This window comes from Halonotius terrestris, from assembly GCF_006861665.1.
GTDB classification, from domain to species: Archaea; Halobacteriota; Halobacteria; order Halobacteriales; family Haloferacaceae; genus Halonotius; species Halonotius terrestris.
In genome coordinates this window covers 241282-259594 of record NZ_RKLU01000002.1, presented here as the reverse complement: position 1 = coordinate 259594, position 18313 = coordinate 241282, and the positions used below count along the sequence as shown (strand labels likewise).

At 63.4% G+C, this 18313-nt stretch carries 20 protein-coding genes; 14 read left to right on the top strand and 6 right to left on the bottom strand.

All coding sequences use genetic code 11. From position 1 onward, the window contains the following. Positions 1–3: 3 nt before the first annotated feature. The gene (locus tag EGH24_RS04930; protein ID WP_246057895.1) at positions 4–990 is read left to right on the top strand and encodes a DUF5787 family protein; all 987 of its coding nucleotides are present in this window, start codon (positions 4–6) and stop codon (positions 988–990) included. A gap of 41 nt (positions 991–1031) precedes the next feature. On the opposite strand, the gene EGH24_RS04925 is transcribed toward EGH24_RS04930, so the two are convergent. Continuing rightward, entirely contained in the window at positions 1032–1547 is a 516-nt protein-coding gene (locus EGH24_RS04925; RefSeq protein ID WP_142979050.1) for a DUF5797 family protein, read from the bottom strand. Between the two features lie 114 nt (positions 1548–1661). On the opposite strand from EGH24_RS04925, the gene EGH24_RS04920 reads away from it, so the two are divergent. The 3 genes from EGH24_RS04920 to EGH24_RS04910 all read left to right on the top strand — a co-directional run bounded on the left by EGH24_RS04920 (position 1662) and on the right by EGH24_RS04910 (position 2967). Beyond that, entirely contained in the window at positions 1662–1919 is a 258-nt protein-coding gene (locus EGH24_RS04920) for a DUF5789 family protein (protein WP_142979049.1), read from the top strand. 76 nt (positions 1920–1995) lie between these two features. Then, a complete protein-coding gene (locus EGH24_RS04915; RefSeq protein ID WP_142979048.1) occupies positions 1996–2316 on the top strand; it encodes a transcription factor S in 321 nt (106 codons plus the stop codon). Beyond that, positions 2317–2967, top strand: coding sequence for a hypothetical protein (locus EGH24_RS04910; RefSeq protein ID WP_142979047.1), 651 nt, complete (start codon positions 2317–2319; stop codon positions 2965–2967). It abuts the gene before it with no gap. Between the two features lie 25 nt (positions 2968–2992). On the opposite strand, the gene EGH24_RS04905 is transcribed toward EGH24_RS04910, so the two are convergent. After that, a complete protein-coding gene (locus EGH24_RS04905; protein WP_142979046.1) occupies positions 2993–3286 on the bottom strand; it encodes a hypothetical protein in 294 nt (97 codons plus the stop codon). Positions 3287–3383: 97 nt separating this feature from the next. Here EGH24_RS04905 and EGH24_RS04900 point away from each other — a divergent pair, with 97 nt between their 5' ends. From EGH24_RS04900 to EGH24_RS04875, 6 genes are all read left to right on the top strand, one after another. Next, positions 3384–3851: a hypothetical protein gene (locus tag EGH24_RS04900; protein WP_142979045.1), complete on the top strand. Its 468-nt coding sequence runs from the start codon at positions 3384–3386 to the stop codon at positions 3849–3851. 92 nt (positions 3852–3943) lie between these two features. After that, positions 3944–6049, top strand: coding sequence for a thioredoxin domain-containing protein (locus tag EGH24_RS04895; RefSeq protein ID WP_142979044.1), 2106 nt, complete (start codon positions 3944–3946; stop codon positions 6047–6049). Between the two features lie 57 nt (positions 6050–6106). Continuing rightward, positions 6107–6379 carry an antitoxin VapB family protein gene (locus tag EGH24_RS04890; RefSeq protein ID WP_142979043.1) on the top strand — a complete coding sequence of 91 codons (273 nt, stop codon included), beginning with the start codon at positions 6107–6109 and terminating at the stop codon, positions 6377–6379. Next, on the top strand, positions 6376–6774 hold the full coding sequence (locus EGH24_RS04885) for a type II toxin-antitoxin system VapC family toxin (RefSeq protein ID WP_142979042.1): 399 nt from the start codon (positions 6376–6378) through the stop codon (positions 6772–6774). The genes EGH24_RS04890 and EGH24_RS04885 overlap by 4 nt, the downstream gene beginning before the upstream one ends. A 93-nt stretch (positions 6775–6867) precedes the next feature. After that, the gene (locus EGH24_RS04880) at positions 6868–8742 is read left to right on the top strand and encodes a cation:proton antiporter domain-containing protein (protein WP_142979041.1); all 1875 of its coding nucleotides are present in this window, start codon (positions 6868–6870) and stop codon (positions 8740–8742) included. A gap of 211 nt (positions 8743–8953) precedes the next feature. Then, a complete protein-coding gene (locus EGH24_RS04875; protein WP_246057889.1) occupies positions 8954–10132 on the top strand; it encodes an ABC transporter substrate-binding protein in 1179 nt (392 codons plus the stop codon). A gap of 12 nt (positions 10133–10144) precedes the next feature. Here the strand turns inward: EGH24_RS04875 and EGH24_RS04870 are convergent, their stop codons facing one another. The 4 genes from EGH24_RS04870 to EGH24_RS04855 all read right to left on the bottom strand — a co-directional run bounded on the left by EGH24_RS04870 (position 10145) and on the right by EGH24_RS04855 (position 14205). Beyond that, the gene (locus EGH24_RS04870; protein ID WP_142979039.1) at positions 10145–10891 is read right to left on the bottom strand and encodes an ABC transporter ATP-binding protein; all 747 of its coding nucleotides are present in this window, start codon (positions 10889–10891) and stop codon (positions 10145–10147) included. Then, on the bottom strand, positions 10891–11721 hold the full coding sequence (locus EGH24_RS04865; RefSeq protein ID WP_142979038.1) for an ABC transporter ATP-binding protein: 831 nt from the start codon (positions 11719–11721) through the stop codon (positions 10891–10893). The genes EGH24_RS04870 and EGH24_RS04865 overlap by 1 nt, the downstream gene beginning before the upstream one ends. Next, positions 11714–13108 (bottom strand): branched-chain amino acid ABC transporter permease, encoded by a 1395-nt coding sequence (locus EGH24_RS04860; RefSeq protein ID WP_185903235.1) that lies wholly within the window; start codon positions 13106–13108, stop codon positions 11714–11716. The genes EGH24_RS04865 and EGH24_RS04860 overlap by 8 nt, the downstream gene beginning before the upstream one ends. Next, a complete protein-coding gene (locus tag EGH24_RS04855; RefSeq protein ID WP_142979037.1) occupies positions 13105–14205 on the bottom strand; it encodes a branched-chain amino acid ABC transporter permease in 1101 nt (366 codons plus the stop codon). Before EGH24_RS04855 ends, EGH24_RS04860 begins: the two co-directional genes overlap by 4 nt. 141 nt (positions 14206–14346) lie before the next feature. Here EGH24_RS04855 and EGH24_RS04850 point away from each other — a divergent pair, with 141 nt between their 5' ends. From EGH24_RS04850 to idsA3, 4 genes are all read left to right on the top strand, one after another. After that, the gene (locus EGH24_RS04850) at positions 14347–15432 is read left to right on the top strand and encodes a phytoene/squalene synthase family protein (protein WP_142979036.1); all 1086 of its coding nucleotides are present in this window, start codon (positions 14347–14349) and stop codon (positions 15430–15432) included. A gap of 94 nt (positions 15433–15526) precedes the next feature. Then, complete coding sequence (locus tag EGH24_RS04845; protein WP_142979035.1) at positions 15527–15712, top strand: DUF1918 domain-containing protein; 186 nt, start codon at positions 15527–15529, stop codon at positions 15710–15712. Positions 15713–15906: 194 nt separating this feature from the next. After that, positions 15907–17262, top strand: a complete 1356-nt coding sequence (locus tag EGH24_RS04840; protein ID WP_142979378.1) for an MBL fold metallo-hydrolase — start codon at positions 15907–15909, stop codon at positions 17260–17262. After that, positions 17259–18305 (top strand): geranylfarnesyl diphosphate synthase, encoded by a 1047-nt coding sequence (gene idsA3 / locus EGH24_RS04835; protein ID WP_142979034.1) that lies wholly within the window; start codon positions 17259–17261, stop codon positions 18303–18305. The genes EGH24_RS04840 and idsA3 overlap by 4 nt, the downstream gene beginning before the upstream one ends. The last annotated feature ends 8 nt before the right edge of the window (positions 18306–18313 follow it).

Here is an 18313-nt window from a genome sequence, read left to right as displayed (position 1 = left end):
GCCGTGACATCGCCCGCCATCGCCGACTCCGAGTTCGTCTACGAGCTCCGGGTCTGTCGGTGGGCGGAACTCGCGTGGCCGCCGGAAGAAACCGAAAACGACGAAACAACCTATCTCGTCGCCCGCCAACTCGGGACGAAACAGCGACGCTGGGACACCGTCGTCGTCGAGTGCGACCCCGACGCGCTCCAAGCGCGAGCCGCCTTCGGCGACGACGAACTCGATTCCGACCTCCTCCATGTCGTTCGCAACGCCCCCGCGGAGTGGACGTGGTACCGCGACGCACTCCCCGAACCCGACTACCCGTGGCGATACGTCCGCGAGGCCGTCCATCGCGCCGCCGGCCGCGGCGTGGTGCAGACCCGCAAAAACGGCAATCAGATCCAGATCAAGCGAATCGCGCCGTATCCCGACTGGATGCGGCGGCTGATCGCCATCGAGAACAAGCCGGATCTCGACGCGTCGGCGGCCGATCGGCTGGCCGACCAACTCAGTCACGATATCGAGACCGGCCTTGCCGACGAGGTCTGGGTCGCCACTGCCGAAACCGGCGCGACCGTCGAGCCGGCCCTGCTGGAAGCACTCCCAGTCGAAGCCGGCATCCTGACGACGGATTTCAGCGGCGGCGTCGACGCCGCCGCGGCGAGTGTTGCGTGGCATCCGACGGCGGTGACACCGACACACAGCGACGACTATCGAAACTCACGCCAACTCGAACTCGCCGAGCGGGCTTACGGTCGTGGGTGGCGCGATTATCAGGCGACGATGCGACCGGACTGTCGACATTTCGAACTCCGGCGTAACGGCCGGCTGCTGATCCCGTGGTGTGCGGCCAAGGAGTGTCATCAGTCGTCGTCAGCCTGTAGCAGTTCCTGCAGCGAGTTCGAGCCCGAACCGCCAGCGTGGCGGACGCAAGGGTGGCCGATCGACGGCGGCCCGGGAGTTGGAATTCGGCAGTTGTTAGAGAAGCGTGCCGAGCGCGAGCGATAGCCAGCCCTCGGTGAGCGATAGCCAAGCTCAATGAGCGAGAGTCAGTCCTCAGTTGTCGAGACCGACACCGCATCGCGGTCAACGCAGGCCCGGAACGTCGGCACCGCGCGGTAGATGACTTCGACAACCCCGATCCGCTTGAGTCGCTGGAGTGCCTGCCGAACGTCCTCGACATCGGGGTCAATGTCGTAGGCTTCCCGGAGCGCGTTGAGCACGCTGACGACGCTCTCGGATCGCTCCTCGGGGCCGGCGACTGTCTCGAAGATCTTGGCTTCAAGCGGCGAGAGCCGCACGGAACTCGGCGGCGCGTCGTCGTCCTCGCCGTCGCCCGACGGTGCGACGCCCGGCTCGACGCCCGTGAGTTCGACGGCCTCCTTCGTCGAGCGGATCAGGCTGTCGTCGTCGCGGTAGTAGTAATCCTTGAGGTGGCTTTCGAGATACTGGTGGACGTCGCTGCCGCTGTCGAGCCCCCAGCGGTCCTGTAGCTCGCCGTTCTTCGTCGGCTGTAGCTCGACGATATCCGCCAGCCGGGCTAGTTCCTCGTCGGTGAGGCTCATACGGTCGCTTACGAGCCATGCCATATCTGGGTTCCGGGTTTCGATGGCGGTGCGGCACTCGCGCGCCACGGCATCAGGGCGGGTAGCTAAACGGCTCGGGCGCGAATCCACCGTGTGACAGATACCGTGAAAGTCGCCCGCGTCAAACCGCTCCTCCAAGAGATCGACTACCCGGTCAGCCGCACGGCCGCCGCTACGGCGTTCGACGGGTTTACGCTCGTGTTGGCCGACGGCGAAGCCAACCTCGGCGACCTCATCGACTCCGCCGGCCGCGAGACCTTCGAGTCCGCCGACGATCTGACGACCGAGTTGAACAACGTCATGCCGATCGAGGCGGTCGGCGAACCCGGCCAGTCCGACGGCGACGCCTGATCGAGCAGCCCGCTACCCAGCGCGAGACCCGAGTGAACCCCGTTATTTAAGTACGACAGCGGACTTCGACCCGCTAATGGAATTCTGTGACGACTGCGGTTCGATGATGAAGACCGAGGGCGACGAGTGGATCTGTGGCTCCTGTGGGTTCACCAAAATCCGCGACGAGGCCAAGGAGGCCGCAATGGTCACGACGGAAGGCCAGACCGAAAGCGAGATCGTCGACATTAGCGACGCCGAAGATCAAGGCCTCCCGACGACCAACGCTGCCTGCCCCGAATGTGACAACGACCGCGCCCACTGGTACATGCAGCAGATCCGGGCGGCCGACGAGTCCGAAACGCGGTTCTTCATCTGTACCGAGTGCGAACACAAGTGGCGCGAGGACGACCACTAGATGGACATCCCCCGGCCGGCCGTCCCGAGCGAGCGGTTGGCCGGCTGGGCGGAGACCGAATCGACCGTCGAGGAAGCGTTTTCGACGCCGGTTGTCACTGTTCACACCCACACTGTCGTGTACGAGGAAGCCGAGGAACGCGGGCGGATTCACCAACAAACTGGGCTTGATTTCCCGTGGCGGTTCTTTTTCAGCAGCCGGATTCGCCTGCAGCCGGCTCGAAACCCCTCGAAAGTCCTAACCTCGCTGATTCGCCGAAAGGCCACGGACGCGTTCACCGACCGGCTCGCTACCCGAGGGTTCCAACAGGTATCGGAACGCCACCGCGAAGAGACCACGATCGGCGGTGCCGATGGCCTCCGCGTCGAGTACCGCGGCGTCATCCGCCACGAAATCGAGAGCACAAGCGACACCGAGGGAAGCGACGGGACTGGCGGCGACGCGCGCGGCCTACTCACGTTGCCGGTGGCAGCAGTGCTCGCTGTCTGGAACGCCGACGACGATTACCACGTCGCCGGCGGTGGCTATCCGGCTGGACCGCCGGACAGCGGCCCGAACGAGCTAACTGAATATCTTTCAAAAACGTTTGATTCGGCCGCAGCCCGAGAGAAACTCGATGCTCTGATCGACGGCTGTGGGCCGTCTAGCTGAATCGACGTCAGGAGCAGCCCCGGAGCTATTCGCCGAGAATCACCGCACAGCACGCTTCCGCGGCCGCGATGTGGTCGTCAGCGACCGCGTCGCCTGTGGGGTCGGCCTCGGCGAGCAAGTCGGCGACCTGTTGGACGCGTTTTCGACGAGTCCCCTCGGCGAGCCCGTCGGTCGCCGCATCGCGGGCAACGGCTTCAGCTTCCCCAAGCCAGCGGTTCGTCGCCGGCGGGATCGGTCGCTCGGCCGTTGCTGTCAAGTGATCAGCCAATGCGTCGACAGCGGCCTCCGGATCAGTCGGTGGGTTCTCGTCAGCGTCCATATTTTGAAATACGGTCACAGCCGACCTAACGGTTTGCCATAGCTCGATCAGACAGGGATGTCGGAGGGTTTAGAAGACTTGAGGCTCGTTTTTTCGTATGGATACAACGGTTAGCAGGCGAAAGCTGCTCGCGGCGACAGGTGTCGGACTCGGACTGGCGACCGCAGGCTGTGCCGGTGCCGGCAGTGAGCGCAGCGCGACCGCGTTCCTGCAACTCTCCGAGGAGGCGCAGACGGAACTCAACGAAGAGAACCAACGCCTCAGGCAGGAATTGCAAAGTGGAAACCTCACACGGCAAGAGGCTGGCCAACAGTTCTCGGAGTTGGAGTCTGATCTCAACGATGAACTCTTGGAGACTGCAAGATCGGAAGCCGAGGGCCTCGGGTTGACCGTCGACGACTCGATCGCGCCGTCCCGCGGCTCGCCGCTGCTACTCATCTCGGGGCCGGAGGGCGCGCTGCTGGACTTCATGGAGCAAGACATCGTCGCCGGACTGACCGGGGCCGACCAGTTCGAGGAGATCCAACAGCAGCAAGAACCGCAGGCGAATCAGACCGCCTCATAAGCGGCGTCGACACCTCCGGATAATCAGGACCAGTTTCGATTTGCCGCGGTCGACACCGATCTTTTTTGCGTTCGCCGCGCCGACTGCGAGTGATGACCGATCCACTCAGTCGCAACCGACTGGCCGAGGAGGGCAGTCCCTATCTCAGCCAGCACGAGGACAACCCGGTCAACTGGCAGCCGTGGGACGACACCGCACTGGAGGCAGCGGAGGAGCAGAACAAGCCGATCTTCCTCTCGNTCGGCTACTCNNCNTGTCACTGGTGTCACGTCATGGNNGANGAGAGCTTCGAGGACGAGGCCGTCGCCCAGCGGCTCAACGAGAACTTCGTCCCGATCAAAGTCGACCGCGAGGAGCGACCCGATATCGACAGTATCTACATGACGATCTGCCAACAGGTCACTGGCCGCGGCGGCTGGCCGCTGTCGGCGTGGCTCACGCCAGACGGCAAGCCGTTCTACATTGGGACCTACTTCCCGAAGGAACCGCAGGGCCAGATGCCGGGCTTCCTCGACCTGCTCGATAAGATCAGCGACTCCTGGAGCGACCCCGACGACCGAAGCGAGATGAAACAGCGCGCCGAGCAGTGGACCGACACCGCCCGCGACAAATACGACACGCCCTCCCACGACGGCGAAAGCGAGGTGCCAGACGACGATACCCTCGATAGCGCGGTTCGGACCGCACTTCGCTCGTTCGACGACGAGTACGGGGGCTTCGGCTCCGACGGCCCAAAATTCCCGCAGCCGGGGCGGCTTGATCTCCTCCTGCGAGCCGCAGGTCGCAGCGGCAGCAGCGACGCGCTCAACGCGGCAAAGACAACGCTCGACGCGATGGCTGCTGGCGGCCTGTACGATCATCTCAGCGGTGGCTTCCACCGGTATGCGACCGACCGCGAGTGGACAGTGCCACACTTCGAAAAGATGCTCTACGACAACGCCGGCCTCCCGCCGTTGTATCTCGCCGGCCAGCAGTTGATCGACAGCGAGCGATACACCGAGGTCGTCGAGGAAACGCTCGAATTCGTCGAGCGCGAACTCACACATCCCGACGGGGGCTTCTACAGCACGCTCGACGCCCGTAGCGGTGACGAGGAGGGGAGCTTCTACGTCTGGACACCCGATCAAGTCCACGACCTGCTTGAGGACCCGGCGGCGACGCTGTTCTGCGAGCGGTACGGCGTGACCGACGCCGGCAACTTCGAGCGTGGGACGACCGTCCTGAACGTTTCAGCAACGATCGACGAACTGGCCGAAAAACACGACCTGTCGACCGAGGAGGTCGAAGCCGAGTTGGCGACGGCTCGGGAGACGCTGTTCGAGGCCCGCGAGGAGCGAACCCGGCCACCGCGCGACGAGAAAGTGCTAGCCGGCTGGAACGGAATGATGATCTCGGCATACGCGCAGGCGGCTCGCGTCCTCGATGCCGACTACGCCGAACCGGCCCGCGACGCCCTCGGTTTCGTCACCGGCCACCTGCTCGACGACGGCCGCCTCCAGCGGCGGTTCATCGACGGCGACACCGCAGGCGAGGGTTACCTGGAGGATTACGCCTTCCTCGCGCGTGGCGCGTTCGACCTCTATCAGGCGACCGGCGATCCCGAACCCCTGAAGGTCGCGCTCGATCTCGCCGACACTATTGTCTCGGCGTTCTGGGACCCGGAAACGAAAACGATCTACTTCACGCCCGCCGACGGCGAGGAGTTGGTGACGCGGCCGCAGGAACTCACCGACAGCTCGACACCATCGAGTCTGGGCGCGACCGTCGACCTGCTCTGTGTACTCGATGGTTTCGTCGCCGACGCCGACTACCGCGAGATCGCCGGCGACGTGCTGGCAACTCATAGCAACCGCATTACTGGCAACCCCCTCCAGCACGTCTCACTGACGCTGGCGGCCGACCGCTACACCAACGGCGGCGCGGAACTCACCATCGCAGCAGACGAACTCCCCGACGACTGGCGGGACACGCTGGCCGACCGGTATCTGCCGGGCGTCACGCTCGCGCACCGACCGCCGACTGAAGACGGACTGCAACGCTGGCTCGACGACCTCGGGATGGAGAACGCGCCGCCGGTCTGGGCCGACCGCGACGCTGTCGACGGCGAGCCGACGGTCTATGCCTGCGAGTCGTTCACCTGCTCGCCGCCGAAAACTGAGCTTGAGCCAGCCCTAGAGTGGTTGGCCGAAAATCGATAATCCGGCGACGTTTCGACTGTCGATACTAATTTGTGTTTGTGCGCACAAACACAAACTATGGGAACGAAAACTATTGGTCTCGACGACGAGGCCTATGAACGCCTCTCGGCAGAAAAACGAGCCGACGAGAGCTTCAGCGACACGGTCAAGCGACTGACCGAAACCGTCGCTGAGGACTGGCGGAAGGGGTTCGGGAGCTACGCCGACCGTGATCTGGAGACGCTACGAGCGGTGGTTGCCGACCAGCGAGCGGCGACGAGCGAAGGACTCGCCACCCGACAGCACGAGGCCATCAAGCAGTTGGCCGACCGCACCGATTCCGACGAATGAAGCTTCTCGACACGACGTTCCTTATCGACTATCTCGCTGGGGACAAAGGTGCCGAAGGTTATCTTGAAAGTCACGAGGACGAAGACTTAGTGACGACATCGATCAATATCAAAGAGCTAGCCGTCGGCGTACAGCTCGCTGGCGACGAGCGTAAACACGAACTCCTCTCTCGGTTCGGCTGGCTTCGGATCGTTCCGTTCACTGTCGATCACGCGGTCCGCGCCGGCCAGCTCGAAGCCGACCTTCGCGCGGACGATACGATCCCCAGCGAGCGGATCGACGCTCTCAGCGGCGACATCCTGATCGCGGCAGTCGCAGCCGACCACGAAACGACAGTCATCACGCGCAACACGGGTGACTTCGAAGTACTGGGTGTCGATTGTGAGGCGTACTAACGGCGCGCAACGAAGTGATTTATATGCGTTGCGGCGGGCAACACAAACGTAGATGGTCACCACTCGTTGGGCCGAAGTGTCGGGAGTGAGCGTATGATTCCACTCGTCGGCGAGGGGGGAACGGATACGCTCATCATCGTCGCCCTCATCATCGCGCTGGGGGTGGCTGCCCAGGTGTTGGCCGACCGGTTCCGCGTGCCGAGCGTGTTGTTCCTGATTCTGGCCGGCGTGATCGTCGGCCCGGAAGGCCTTGCCGTGGTGACGGCCGACGTGTTCGGACCGGAGTTGTCGACGATCGTCGGCCTGAGCGTCGCCATCATCGTCTTCGAGGGCTCGTTCAACCTCACGCTCACGAAGTTGCGGGAGTCGCCATCGACAGCGATCCGGCTGATTACGGTTGGGGCGACGATCGCGTTCGTCGGGACGACAGTCGCCGTCCGGTATCTGTTGGACGCGGGCTGGGGCATCGCCGCCCTCGTCGGCGCGCTGCTCGTGGCGACGGGGCCGACGGTGATCACGCCGATCCTCTCGGTCGTGCCGGTGCGGGATCGCGTCGCCGCCGCCCTCGAAACCGAAGGGATCGTCAACGACGTGACGGCGGCGATCCTGGCGGTCGTCATCTTCGAGTTACTTGCCTCACAGGGCAACTCGGCGACGGCGTATCTGGTCGAGTTCGTCGAGCGACTGAGCGTCGGCATGTTCATCGGGATGGCGACGGCGTTCGTGCTGTGGTTCCTCCTCACCAAGGTTCGACTCCCGACGGGGTGGACGCCACAGAACGCGCGGCTGATGACGTTTGCCGGCGCGATCTTCGCCTACAGCCTCGCCGATACCATCGCCACCGAATCCGGCGTTGCGGCGGTCGCCACGGCCGGAATGCTCCTCGGGAACTCGAATATCCCGTTCAAGGAGACCATCGAGGAGTTCAAAGGCGACGTGACGATCGTCGTGTTGTCGTTCGTCTTCATCGCGCTGTCGGCACTCATCGAGTTCGACGCGCTCCTCCAACTCGGCGTCGCCGGGCTGGCGGTCGTCGCCGTCATCGCCCTCGTCTTGCGGCCGCTCTTGGTCTTCGTCTCGACGACGGGGAGCGATTTCACGCGCGGCGAAAAGCTCTTCATGAGTTTTGCTGGCCCGCGCGGGATTATTCCGGCGAGCGTGGCGACGCTGTTTGCGATCGAGCTACAGGAGTCGAACCCCGAGGGCGCGGCGTTGCTGGCGGGAACGGTCTTCCTCACGATCCTCCTCACGGTCGTCTTCGAGGGCGGGTTTGCGAGACAGATCGCTGAGAAATTAGGTGTCATTCCAATGCGTGTACTCATCATCGGCGGCGGACGTGTCGGCAGAGAACTGGCCGAACGGCTCGAAGAGCGCGGTGAAAACGTCGTCATCATCGAAGAGCGGCAATCGGCTGCGGAGGAACTCCGCAACGAGGGGTTCAGCGTCCGTGAGGGCGACGGCACCGATGTCGAACTCCTCCGGGCCGCGGGTGCCGAGCGGTCGAAAATCATCGTCGCGGCGACCGGCGACGACGATACGAACCTGCTTGTCGCCCAACTCGCCGAATCGACGTTCAGCACTGAGACGATCATCACCCGCGTCAACGAGCCCGAAAACGTCGATGCCTTCGAAGAACTCGGCGTCAAGACGATTTCGGCGTCGGCGTCGACGGCGTGGGCGATCGATAACCTCATCGAGCGGCCGGCGATGTCGCGGTGGATGACCGAACTCGGTCGCAGCGGCGACGTACAGGAGGTTGAAATCACCGACGAGTCACTGGCCGGCAAGACCATCGGCGACATCAACGAGCGACTACCGGAGGGCTGTATGGTCGCGCTGGTCAGCCGCGGCGAGGAGAACACGGTGCCGGAAACCAGCCTTGAACTGGAGTGTGGCGATCACCTTACGATCTTGGGCCAGACCGACGCCGTCCACGAGGCGATCGGACAGCTACACCCACACGATTGAAGAACGGCCACGCTTCGCTGATAGGTTCACGGTAACGGCGACGACGACCCGACCTGTTCGTCGCTCCGGTTTCGAGTATCTCATCACGAACTGTCCCGCTTACATCGGCGAATTCCGCGTCTATCCCACAGGTTTATTACAAGCTGTTAGGTATGTGTGCGTAAATATGTCACACAACATACGACGACGAGATGTGGTGAAAGCAGTGGGTGTGTCAGGAACAGTTGCACTGGCTGGCTGTGCTGGCGGTGGCGGCGGTGGCAGTGGTGGCCGCACGCTTAGCCAAGGGATTCTAATGCCGCTGTCGGGCGGTCTCGGTAACCTCGGCCAGCCGATCCGTGACGGGGCGGTGCTCCCGTTCCGACTCCTCGAAGGCGAGACGGACTTTACGATCGACAGCCAGGTCGAAGACACCCAAACCGATCCTAACGCCGGCCAGACGGCCGCGAGTTCGCTTGTCGACGCCGGCTATCCGGCCGTGACCGGCGCGGCAAGCTCCGAGGTCACGATCCAAGTCGCAGAAAACGTCTTCATCCCGAACAACGTCCTCGCCTGCTCGCCAGCCTCGACAGCACCGGAGATCACTGATCTCGACGACAACAACCTCATCTGGCGAACGCCGCCATCGGACGCACTGCAGGGACAGGTGTTGGCACAGGTCGCCAGCGACAACATCGGTGCATCAACGGCCGCAACGCTGTACGTCAACAACGCTTACGGACAGGCCCTCTCCGATAGCTTCGTCTCGGCTTACGGTGGAACGGTTCAGAATCAGGTATCGTTCCCAAAAGGAGCGAGTTCCTACAGCTCGCAACTGAGTCAAGCTCTGAGCGATGATCCGGGCATCGTTATTGTCATCGGCTACCCTGAAAGCGGCGTTCAACTGTTCCGAGACTACTACTCAGAATACTCCGGCGAGACGCCGTTCCTCGTTACTGATGGACTTCAGAATAGTGATTTGCCGAGCGATGTCGGTAACGCGATGACGAACGTGCAAGGAACTGCACCGAGTGCATCCGGTCCGGGTCGAGACTTTTTCACGACCGAGTATCAAAACGAGTTCGACGCCGAACCCGGCGTCTTCACCTCGCAGGCGTTCGACGCGACCGCTGTCTGTCTGCTCGCCAACGCCGCCGCCGGCGAAAACAGCGGCCCGGCGATTGCCGAACAAATGCAGTCCGTCGCCAACCCCGGCGGCGAGGAAGTGACCCCCTCGACGCTCGCCGACGGCCTGGCGATGGCTTCCGAAGGCACCGAGATCCAGTACCAAGGTGCTTCCAGCCCGGTCAACTTCGATTCCAACGGCGACCTGACAGCGGCGACTTACGAAGTGTTCAGCTTCAACGCGGATGGCTACGAAGCCACCGAGACAATCGAGTTCTCGGCCTAAGCCGCCAGCATCTCACCCGCCGAGGAACTGTTTTCTGACTGCCGGATCGTTCAGCAACGCGTCGCCGTCTTCCTCGTAGCGGTTCTTACCCTGGACGAGGACGTAGCTGCGNTCACANCGCCNGAGNGCCTCCTTNGCGTTCTGNTCGACCATNAGNANCGCNGTNCCNNNNTCGTTGATGCGGTCAATCCGGTCGAACATGTCGTCGACGAGGTCCGGCGCGAGCCCGGCGGACGGCTCNTCNANNAGCAGGAGGTCNGGNTCGAGCATCANCGCNCGNCCCATCGCCAGCATCTGCTGTTGACCGCCGGACATCGTCCCCGCTTTCTGACTCCGTCGCTCTTCGAGAATCGGGAATCGGTCGTAGACAGCCTGCAGCGCGTCGTCGGGGAACTCATCGAGGATGTACGCCCCCATTTCGAGGTTCTCTTCGACCGATAACGACGGGAAGACGTTGTCCGATTGGGGGACGTACCCGATCCCGTGATGGATAATCTCCTCGGGGCGAAGCCCTTCGATCGCCTCGCCGGCGAACTCGATCGTCCCGCCCATGTATGTCGTCAGTCCGAAGACGGATTTCATCACGGTCGATTTTCCCGCGCCGTTGGGGCCGACGATGGTAACGTACTCGCCGTCGGCAACGTCGAGATCGACGTTTTCGAGGATCTGGAGATCGCCGTAGCCAGCGTCCAGCGACCGAACACGCAACAGACTGTCCTCGTAGGTTGTGATCTCGGTGGTGGCAGTTGCGTCCGACATTATTGGTCACCGAAGTAGGCGTCGACGACGCGCTCGTTGTTTCGAATCGCTTCGGGTGGTCCCTCGGCCAGTACTTGGCCTTGATGCATCACGATAACCGGATCACAGTGCTCCATGATGATGTCCATGTCGTGTTCGACCAGCAGGAACGTGAGGCCCTCCTCAGCCCGCAGTTGATTGATCCGATCGAGCAGTTTCGTTTCCAGCGTCGGGTTAACGCCCGCAAAGGGTTCGTCCAACAGCAGCATGTCGGGGTCAGTCATCAGCGCGCGAGCCATCTCAAGCAGCTTCCGCTGGCCGCCCGAGAGGTTNCCCGCNNNCTCCTNNGCGAGGTGGTCGATCTCGAAGAACTCAAGCGACTCCCAGACCGCCTCGCGCAACTCGGTTTCCTGCTCGATCACGCCATCTCTGAACTTCGGTAACACCGACCGATAGAGAGCTTCGCCCTGCTGTCGCTGGGGTGCGAGCATCAGGTTTTCGAGGACGGTCATCTCGGCTAACTCGCGGGCGATCTGGAACGTCCGGACGAGGCCGCGGTCGGCGACGACGTTGGGCGCGAGGCCCGCGATATCCTCGCCGTTGAAATTGACTGTACCGGCCGTTGGCTCGTGGATGCCGGTAATACAGTTGAACGTCGTCGACTTCCCCGCGCCGTTGGGGCCGATCAGGCCCGTCAACGAGCCGTCGGCAACCGCAAACGACGCGCCGTCGACGGCGGTGATGCCGCCGAACTCCTTGCGGAGGTTGTCGACGCGAAGCAGCGGCTCGTCGTTAGCGTCGGAAGCAACGGTGTTGCCACCAGCGTCGGCAGCCGCTGAATCGCTACTCATCGTCGCCACCTCCCGTTTCGTTGCCGGGAGCAGTCGGATCCGGCTGTGTTGCGGCACCCGGCGTGTGCCCCTCGCTCAGATCAACAGCAGCGGCCGTCTCAGTGCGGTGGCCGAGCAGCCCCTCGGGGCGGTTCTGCATCAGGTAGACCAACAGCACGCCGACGAAGACAAATCGGAGTGCCGGGAGTCGTTGGTTCAGGACGTAGCCAAACAGCGGGGCGATCTCGCCGGCCGCGATCGGGCCGACCGCGGCGATGAAGTTATTCGGGTCGGCTTCGATCGCAAACGTCTGCTCGATGATGTTGGGGAGGTACTGCGGCAGGAGGAACAGGAGGTTGGCGAAGACCGCGCCGCCGAGCACGCTGCCGGTGTTGGAGCCAGCACCACCGATGATGACAGCGATGAAAATGTAAAAGGTCAGTTCGGGGCGGAACGCCTGCGGGTAGACCGCGCCGGTGCCGAATCCTTGCCAGACGATGCCGGCCAGCCCCATCAGCGCGCAGCCGAGCATGAAGGTCTTGATTTTGAAGCGGTTGGTATCTTTCCCGAGGGATTTGGCGACGACTTCGTCCTCCCGAATCGCCTTGAGGACGCGGCCGAACGGCGAGTTGCCGACGCGGGCCAATAGCGTGTAGACGAGGAAGACGACCACGACGAGCACCAGTCCGTAGGTGAGATCGACGATGACGGCACTCCGGAAGACGCCGAAGACGGTCTCGAAGAAGCCGAAGACAGCAGTACCGATCGGCGTTGTCCCCGAGGCCGCGCTGCCCGGATCGGTGAAGTAGATCGCCCGGACCGGGTTGCTCGGGAAGTCACCGATACCGTTCGCACCGCCGGTGCCGAGGGCGATCCCGCCCGGCAGCGTGAACGTACTGAACGCCGGGGAGTTGTACGTCAGCCGGATGATTTCCGAGATGGCGACCGTGACGATGGCGAGGTAGTCCGCGCGCAGCCGGAGGGCCGGCAGCGCGGTCACGAGGCCGATCAGCGCGGCTCCGAGCATCCCGCCGACGATGCCGACGCTGATCGGAAGGCCAAGCCCGGGTGGGGAGCCGGTCGGCGGCGCGGTCAGCATCGCCATCGTGTAGACGCCGACGGCCATGAAGCCCGCAATCCCAATGTTGAACAGCCCGGCATACCCCCAATGGAGGTTCAACGCGAGAACGACCAAGGCGTAGACCGTCGTGAAGAACGTGACCTGACCGAGAATCGAGATGAGCCCCGCGAGGTCGTAGTTCAGGATCGCGCCGATGCCGAGGAACAGGACGTAAAACGCGGCCATCGCCGTGAGGACGAGCGCGGCATCGGAGCGTTCGAGGAGTTCGCGGAACCGGTCGAGCCGATCGCTCGGCAGCCGGTCAATCGGGGCGCGATCGGCACTCATGCGGTACTCACCCCACCGAAGATGCCCTCAGGACGGAATAACAGGACGAAGATCATCAGCCCGAAGGCGACGGGTTCGGCGAAACTGGAGAGGTCGCCCGTCAGCCAGATCAGCGAGAGCCGGCTCGCAAGGCCGATGACGAGGCCGCCGACGATGGCTCCGTACACCGAACCGATCCCACCCATGATGACGGCAGCGAAAATCAACAGCAGGAGGAGCCACCCGAGGTCGTAGGCGATGGTGCCCTGTGTGAGGACGACGAGGTAGCCGGCCGCGCCGGCCAGCCCGCCACCGAGGATCCACGTCGTTCGGATGACGCCCTCGACCGGAATCCCCGTGACTTGCGCGAGGGCGCGGTTGTCGGCCATCGCCCGCATCGCCTTGCCGAGTTTGGTTCGCTGCAGCAGGAGGTGGACGCCGACCATCAGCGCGAGGCCGACGACGACGATAGTGAGTTCGTGTGCGTTGATGACGACACCGCCGAGATCGTAGGACGGCACTCGGCTGATGTCGGTGACACCCTGTCGGCCGCTGTAAAAGAAGAAGACGATGAGATACCGGAGCGCGAAGGCGACCCCGATACTCGCAATCAGGAGCGTGATTCCGTCGGCTGATCGGATCGGTCGGTAGACGAATCGATCAACCGCCAGCGACACGCCGACAGTAAAGGCGACAGCGACGACGAGGCCGGCGACGATACTGAGAGGGGTGTTGGTGATGCTGACGCCGACATCGCCGGGGGCGGGGCCGTTGCCAGCCCCGATGAGGAGCAGGCCGCCGGCGGCATAGCGGTCGATGCCAGCCAAGAGGTAGGCAACCGCCCACCCGGAGAACGCGCCCCACGAGATGTAATCACCGTGGGCGAAGTTGGCGAAGCCGAGGATGCTGTAGGTCAGCGAGAGCCCGATCCCGGCCAGCCCGATCAGCAGGCCGATGACCAGCCCGTCCCAGACGAACCCCCCGAATCGGGCGGGTGTGAGTCCGCCGCCGAGGAGTTTTGCGAAGAGGTCAGCGACCAATAGGAGGGCAACAGCCGCGACAATGACGAGCCCGGGTTGTTCGCGCACCAATCGTCGGCCGCGTGCGTATGGCTCCATCTATCGTGGGGAGAACGGAGTCGCTCATAAATGAATCTTCCCACCGGATCGGGCGGCCGGCAGGTGGAAACACAGCACCGCGCCACTGAAGCCAAGCCCAAGAGACTTTTTATGCCTCGCACCATACGTCGGAGCAGTTGAATGACGGACCACGTATCTCGTCCCCCCGGCGCGGACACCGAGGCCGACCTCGAATGGTGTCACGAAGCCGTTCAGGGCGTCTCTCGGACCTTCGCGCTGACGATCGATGTCCTCGAAGATCCGATGTCGACGCACATCTGTTTGGGCTACCTCCTCTGTCGGGTCGCCGACACCGTTGAGGACGCCAACCACATCCCGCCGGAACCACAAGCCGCCCTCCTCCGCCAGTACGACGCCGCAATCGACCCCGAGGACGACACCGATATCACCGAGTTTCGGGACGCCGTCGACGAGTGGCTGCCCGAGAACACTGACGACGTGGCCGACGACGACTGGGTCGTCGTTGCCGAGTCGCCACGGATCATCGCCGCCTTCGAGGAGTTGCCCGCGGACGTGCAGGACGCGATCATCCCGCCGGTGCGAGAACTCATCGACGGGATGGCGATGTTCGTCGAGCGACACGCCGATTCCGGCGGGCTCCGGATCGACGACAGCGAGGAACTGGAAGAGTACTGCTACTACGCGGCCGGCACCGTCGGCAACCTCATCACCAATCTGCTGACCCGTGGCGACCTCGCAGCCGACCGCCGGCAGCGACTCTACGATACCGCCGTCGAGTTCGGGCTTCTGCTGCAGTTGGTCAACATCTCCAAGGACGTCTACGACGACTACACCGAGGAGAACAACGTCTACCTGCCCGCGGAGTGGCTAGCCGAGGAGGGCGTCGATCAGGAGGCCGTCGTCGACCCCGACAACCGCGAGGACGCCGCTGCGGTCGTGAGTCGGACCGTCAGCCACGCCCGGTCGTTCCTCGACGACGCCGAAGGCTACCTGCAGGCGATGCCGCTCCGTCACGGCAACACGCTGGCCGCGTGGGGCGTCCCGTTCCTGCTGGCGGTCGGAACGCTGCGAGAGTTGGCCGCCCGGCCGGAGGACGCACTCACCGAACGCGGCGTGAAAATCTCCAGACAGGAGGTCGGCGCGGTGATGAACGCAATGCACGGCGAGGGGTCGGAATCGCTGAGCGAGCTCCGTGAGATGATCGCTCGCCAGCCCTACCACCGGGCAGTCTCCAACGCCGACTGAGCCGACGGTCGCTGGCGCGTCACGCGGCGGCACCGATACCACGGCTGCGGCCCGAATCCACGCGTTTTTATCCGTGCTGGCGAAACGAACGGCCATGAGCTTCGAGAAGGACGATACTGCGGTACTTCACGACAAACACAGCGACTACGACGGCGAAACCGGGACGATCACGCAGGTCGTCGACAACATGTTCGGCGATGCGACCTACACGATCAGCTTCGAGGACGGCCAGGAGACGGGCGTTCCCGAGGACTCCCTTGAGCCGGCTGACGACGAGTAATCGACGACGGCAGTGGGGGCCGAAAACCCACGTAGTTTTTAACACCACGCGCACAACGGCCGCGTAGCAACGAGCCCGCGGCTGCCTCGGGCCGGTCGGATGCAACGATACCGGTTCGCAGGGACGGAGACACGACCATGACGGTCGACTCCACCCGCGGTCTGTCAGTCGCGGGCTATCTGGAGGATTCACCGATGGAAATCGAAATCGCAACAGTCGGCGGGTATGAGGAAGTCGGCCGACAGATGACGGCCGTCCGTGCGGGCGACGACGTGGTTATCTTCGATATGGGCCTCAACCTCTCGCAGGTCCTGATTCACGACAACGTCCGCACCGAACAGATGCACAGCCTCGATCTGATCGACATGGGCGCNATCCCNGACGACCGGGTNATGAGCGACNTCGANGGNGACGTGCAGGCNATCGTNCCGACACACGGCCACCTCGACCACATCGNNGCNATCCCGAANCTNGCNCANCGNTACGACGCGCCGATCATCGCCACGCCGTTTACGATCGAGTTGGTCCGCGAGGAGATCGACGACGAGGACAAGTTCAACGTCGAAAACGACCTCCAGAAGATGGACGCCGGCTCGACGATGACGATCGGCGATGGCGGCGCGGTCGAATTAGAGTTCGTCAACGTCACCCACTCGACGCTCGATGCGATCAATCCCGTCCTCCACACGCCGGAGGGNGCGGTCGTCTACGGNCTCGACAAGCGGATNGACCACNCNCCGGTCNTCGGCGACCCNATCGACATGGATCGGTTCCGCGAGATCGGCCGCAAAGGCGAGGGCGTGCTGTGCTACATCGAGGACTGTACCAACGCCGGCCGGAAGGGACGCACCCCGTCGGAATCAGTCGCCCGCGAACACCTGAAGGACGTGCTGTACTCCGTCGAGGACTACGATGGCGGGATCGTGGCGACGACGTTCTCCAGCCACATCGCGCGCGTGAANTCNCTNGTCGAGTTCGCCNNCGACATCGGCCGCCAGCCNGTNCTGNTNGGNCGNTCGATGGAGAAGTANTCNGGCANNGCNGAACGNCTCGNNTTCNTCGANTTCCCCGNNGACNTNGGGATGTACGGCCACCGGAAATCCGTCGACCGGACGTTCAAGCGGATCATGAACGAGGGGAAAGAGGACTACCTCCCCATCGTCACGGGNCANCANGGCGANCCGCGNGCNATGNTNACNCGNATGGGTCGCGGNGAGACGCCNTACGANNTCGACNACGGCGACAAAGTGATTTTCTCGGCGCGGGTCATTCCGGAGCCGACAAACGAGGGGCAGCGATACCAGTGTGANCGNCTGCTNNNNATGCAGGGNGCGCGNNTCTACGACGACATCCACGTNTCNGGNCACCTCCGCGAGGAGGGCCACTNCGAGATGCTACAGGCACTCCAGCCGCAGCACGTGATTCCGGCGCATCAAGACCTGAAAGGCCAATCACCGTACGTCGACCTCTGTGAGAGCCAAGGCTACGAACTCGGCCGGGATCTGCATCTCAGCCGGAACGGCAATCTCATCCAACTGGTGGCGGAATGACCTCGAACACGACCGAATCGCGGGTGATGGCGGCCATCGACGAGCGGCGCAGCCGGATCAACGACGCGATCGACGAGGAACTCCCGCTCAAAAAGCCCGAACGGCTCTATGAGGCCTCCCGCTACCTGCTGAAAGCCGGCGGCAAGCGACTCCGGCCGACGGTGACGCTGTTGGCCGGCGAGGCACTCGCGGATGTCGAACCCGCCAGCCGGGACTACCGAGCGTTCCCGACGCTGGCCGGCAACGAGATCGATCTGATGCGAGCGGCAGTGTCGCTGGAGGTCATCCAGTCGTTCACGCTCATNCACGACGANATCATGGACGACGACGACCTCCGNCGCGGCGTCCCNGCNGTNCACNNCGAGTACGACNCCTCGACGGCGATCCTCGCCGGCGACACCCTCTACTCCTCGGCGTTCGAGATCATGGCCGAAACCGGCGGCGAGCCGGCCAACGCCTTAGCAGCGATGCGGCGGCTCTCCTCGACCTGTACGAAGATCTGTGAGGGACAGGCCCTCGATATCGCCTTTGAGTCCCGCCACGACCTGCTGCCCGACGAATATCTGGAAATGGTCGAGCTCAAGACGGCCGTCCTTTACGGCGCGTCGGCGGCCATCCCCGCCGAACTACTGGGTGCCGACGAGGAAGTCGTCGACGCGATGTACCAGTACGGCATCGAATCCGGCCAAGCGTTCCAGATTCAAGACGACGTGTTGGATCTGACAGTCCCGAGCGAAAAACTCGGGAAACAGCGCGGCTCGGATCTGGTCGAAAACAAGGAGACACTGATCACGCTGCACGCCCGCCAGCAGGGCGTCGATGTCGACAACCTCCTCGATACGGACAGCGTCGAAGAGGTGACCGAAAGCGAGATCGACGACGCCGTCGCCGAACTCGAAGCCGCCGGAAGCATCGATCACGCCCGCGAGACGGCCGCCGAGTTGACCGAACGCAGCAAGGATCGCCTGTCGGTACTGCCCGATAACGAGGCTCGTGGCCTGCTAGAGGACATCGCCGACTACCTGATCGACCGCGGCTACTGATTGCTTTT

Coding starts and splice junctions, on each gene's coding strand:
- EGH24_RS04850 (WP_142979036.1), top strand. CDS start 14,347: ATGACGGACCACGTATCTCGTCCCCCCGGCGCGGACACCGAGGCCGAC.
- EGH24_RS04860 (WP_185903235.1), bottom strand. CDS start 13,108: ATGAGTGCCGATCGCGCCCCGATTGACCGGCTGCCGAGCGATCGGCTC.
- EGH24_RS04910 (WP_142979047.1), top strand. CDS start 2,317: ATGGACATCCCCCGGCCGGCCGTCCCGAGCGAGCGGTTGGCCGGCTGG.
- EGH24_RS04845 (WP_142979035.1), top strand. CDS start 15,527: ATGAGCTTCGAGAAGGACGATACTGCGGTACTTCACGACAAACACAGC.
- EGH24_RS04885 (WP_142979042.1), top strand. CDS start 6,376: ATGAAGCTTCTCGACACGACGTTCCTTATCGACTATCTCGCTGGGGAC.
- EGH24_RS04900 (WP_142979045.1), top strand. CDS start 3,384: ATGGATACAACGGTTAGCAGGCGAAAGCTGCTCGCGGCGACAGGTGTC.
- EGH24_RS04915 (WP_142979048.1), top strand. CDS start 1,996: ATGGAATTCTGTGACGACTGCGGTTCGATGATGAAGACCGAGGGCGAC.
- EGH24_RS04905 (WP_142979046.1), bottom strand. CDS start 3,286: ATGGACGCTGACGAGAACCCACCGACTGATCCGGAGGCCGCTGTCGAC.
- EGH24_RS04890 (WP_142979043.1), top strand. CDS start 6,107: ATGGGAACGAAAACTATTGGTCTCGACGACGAGGCCTATGAACGCCTC.
- EGH24_RS04880 (WP_142979041.1), top strand. CDS start 6,868: ATGATTCCACTCGTCGGCGAGGGGGGAACGGATACGCTCATCATCGTC.
- EGH24_RS04855 (WP_142979037.1), bottom strand. CDS start 14,205: ATGGAGCCATACGCACGCGGCCGACGATTGGTGCGCGAACAACCCGGG.
- EGH24_RS04925 (WP_142979050.1), bottom strand. CDS start 1,547: ATGAGCCTCACCGACGAGGAACTAGCCCGGCTGGCGGATATCGTCGAG.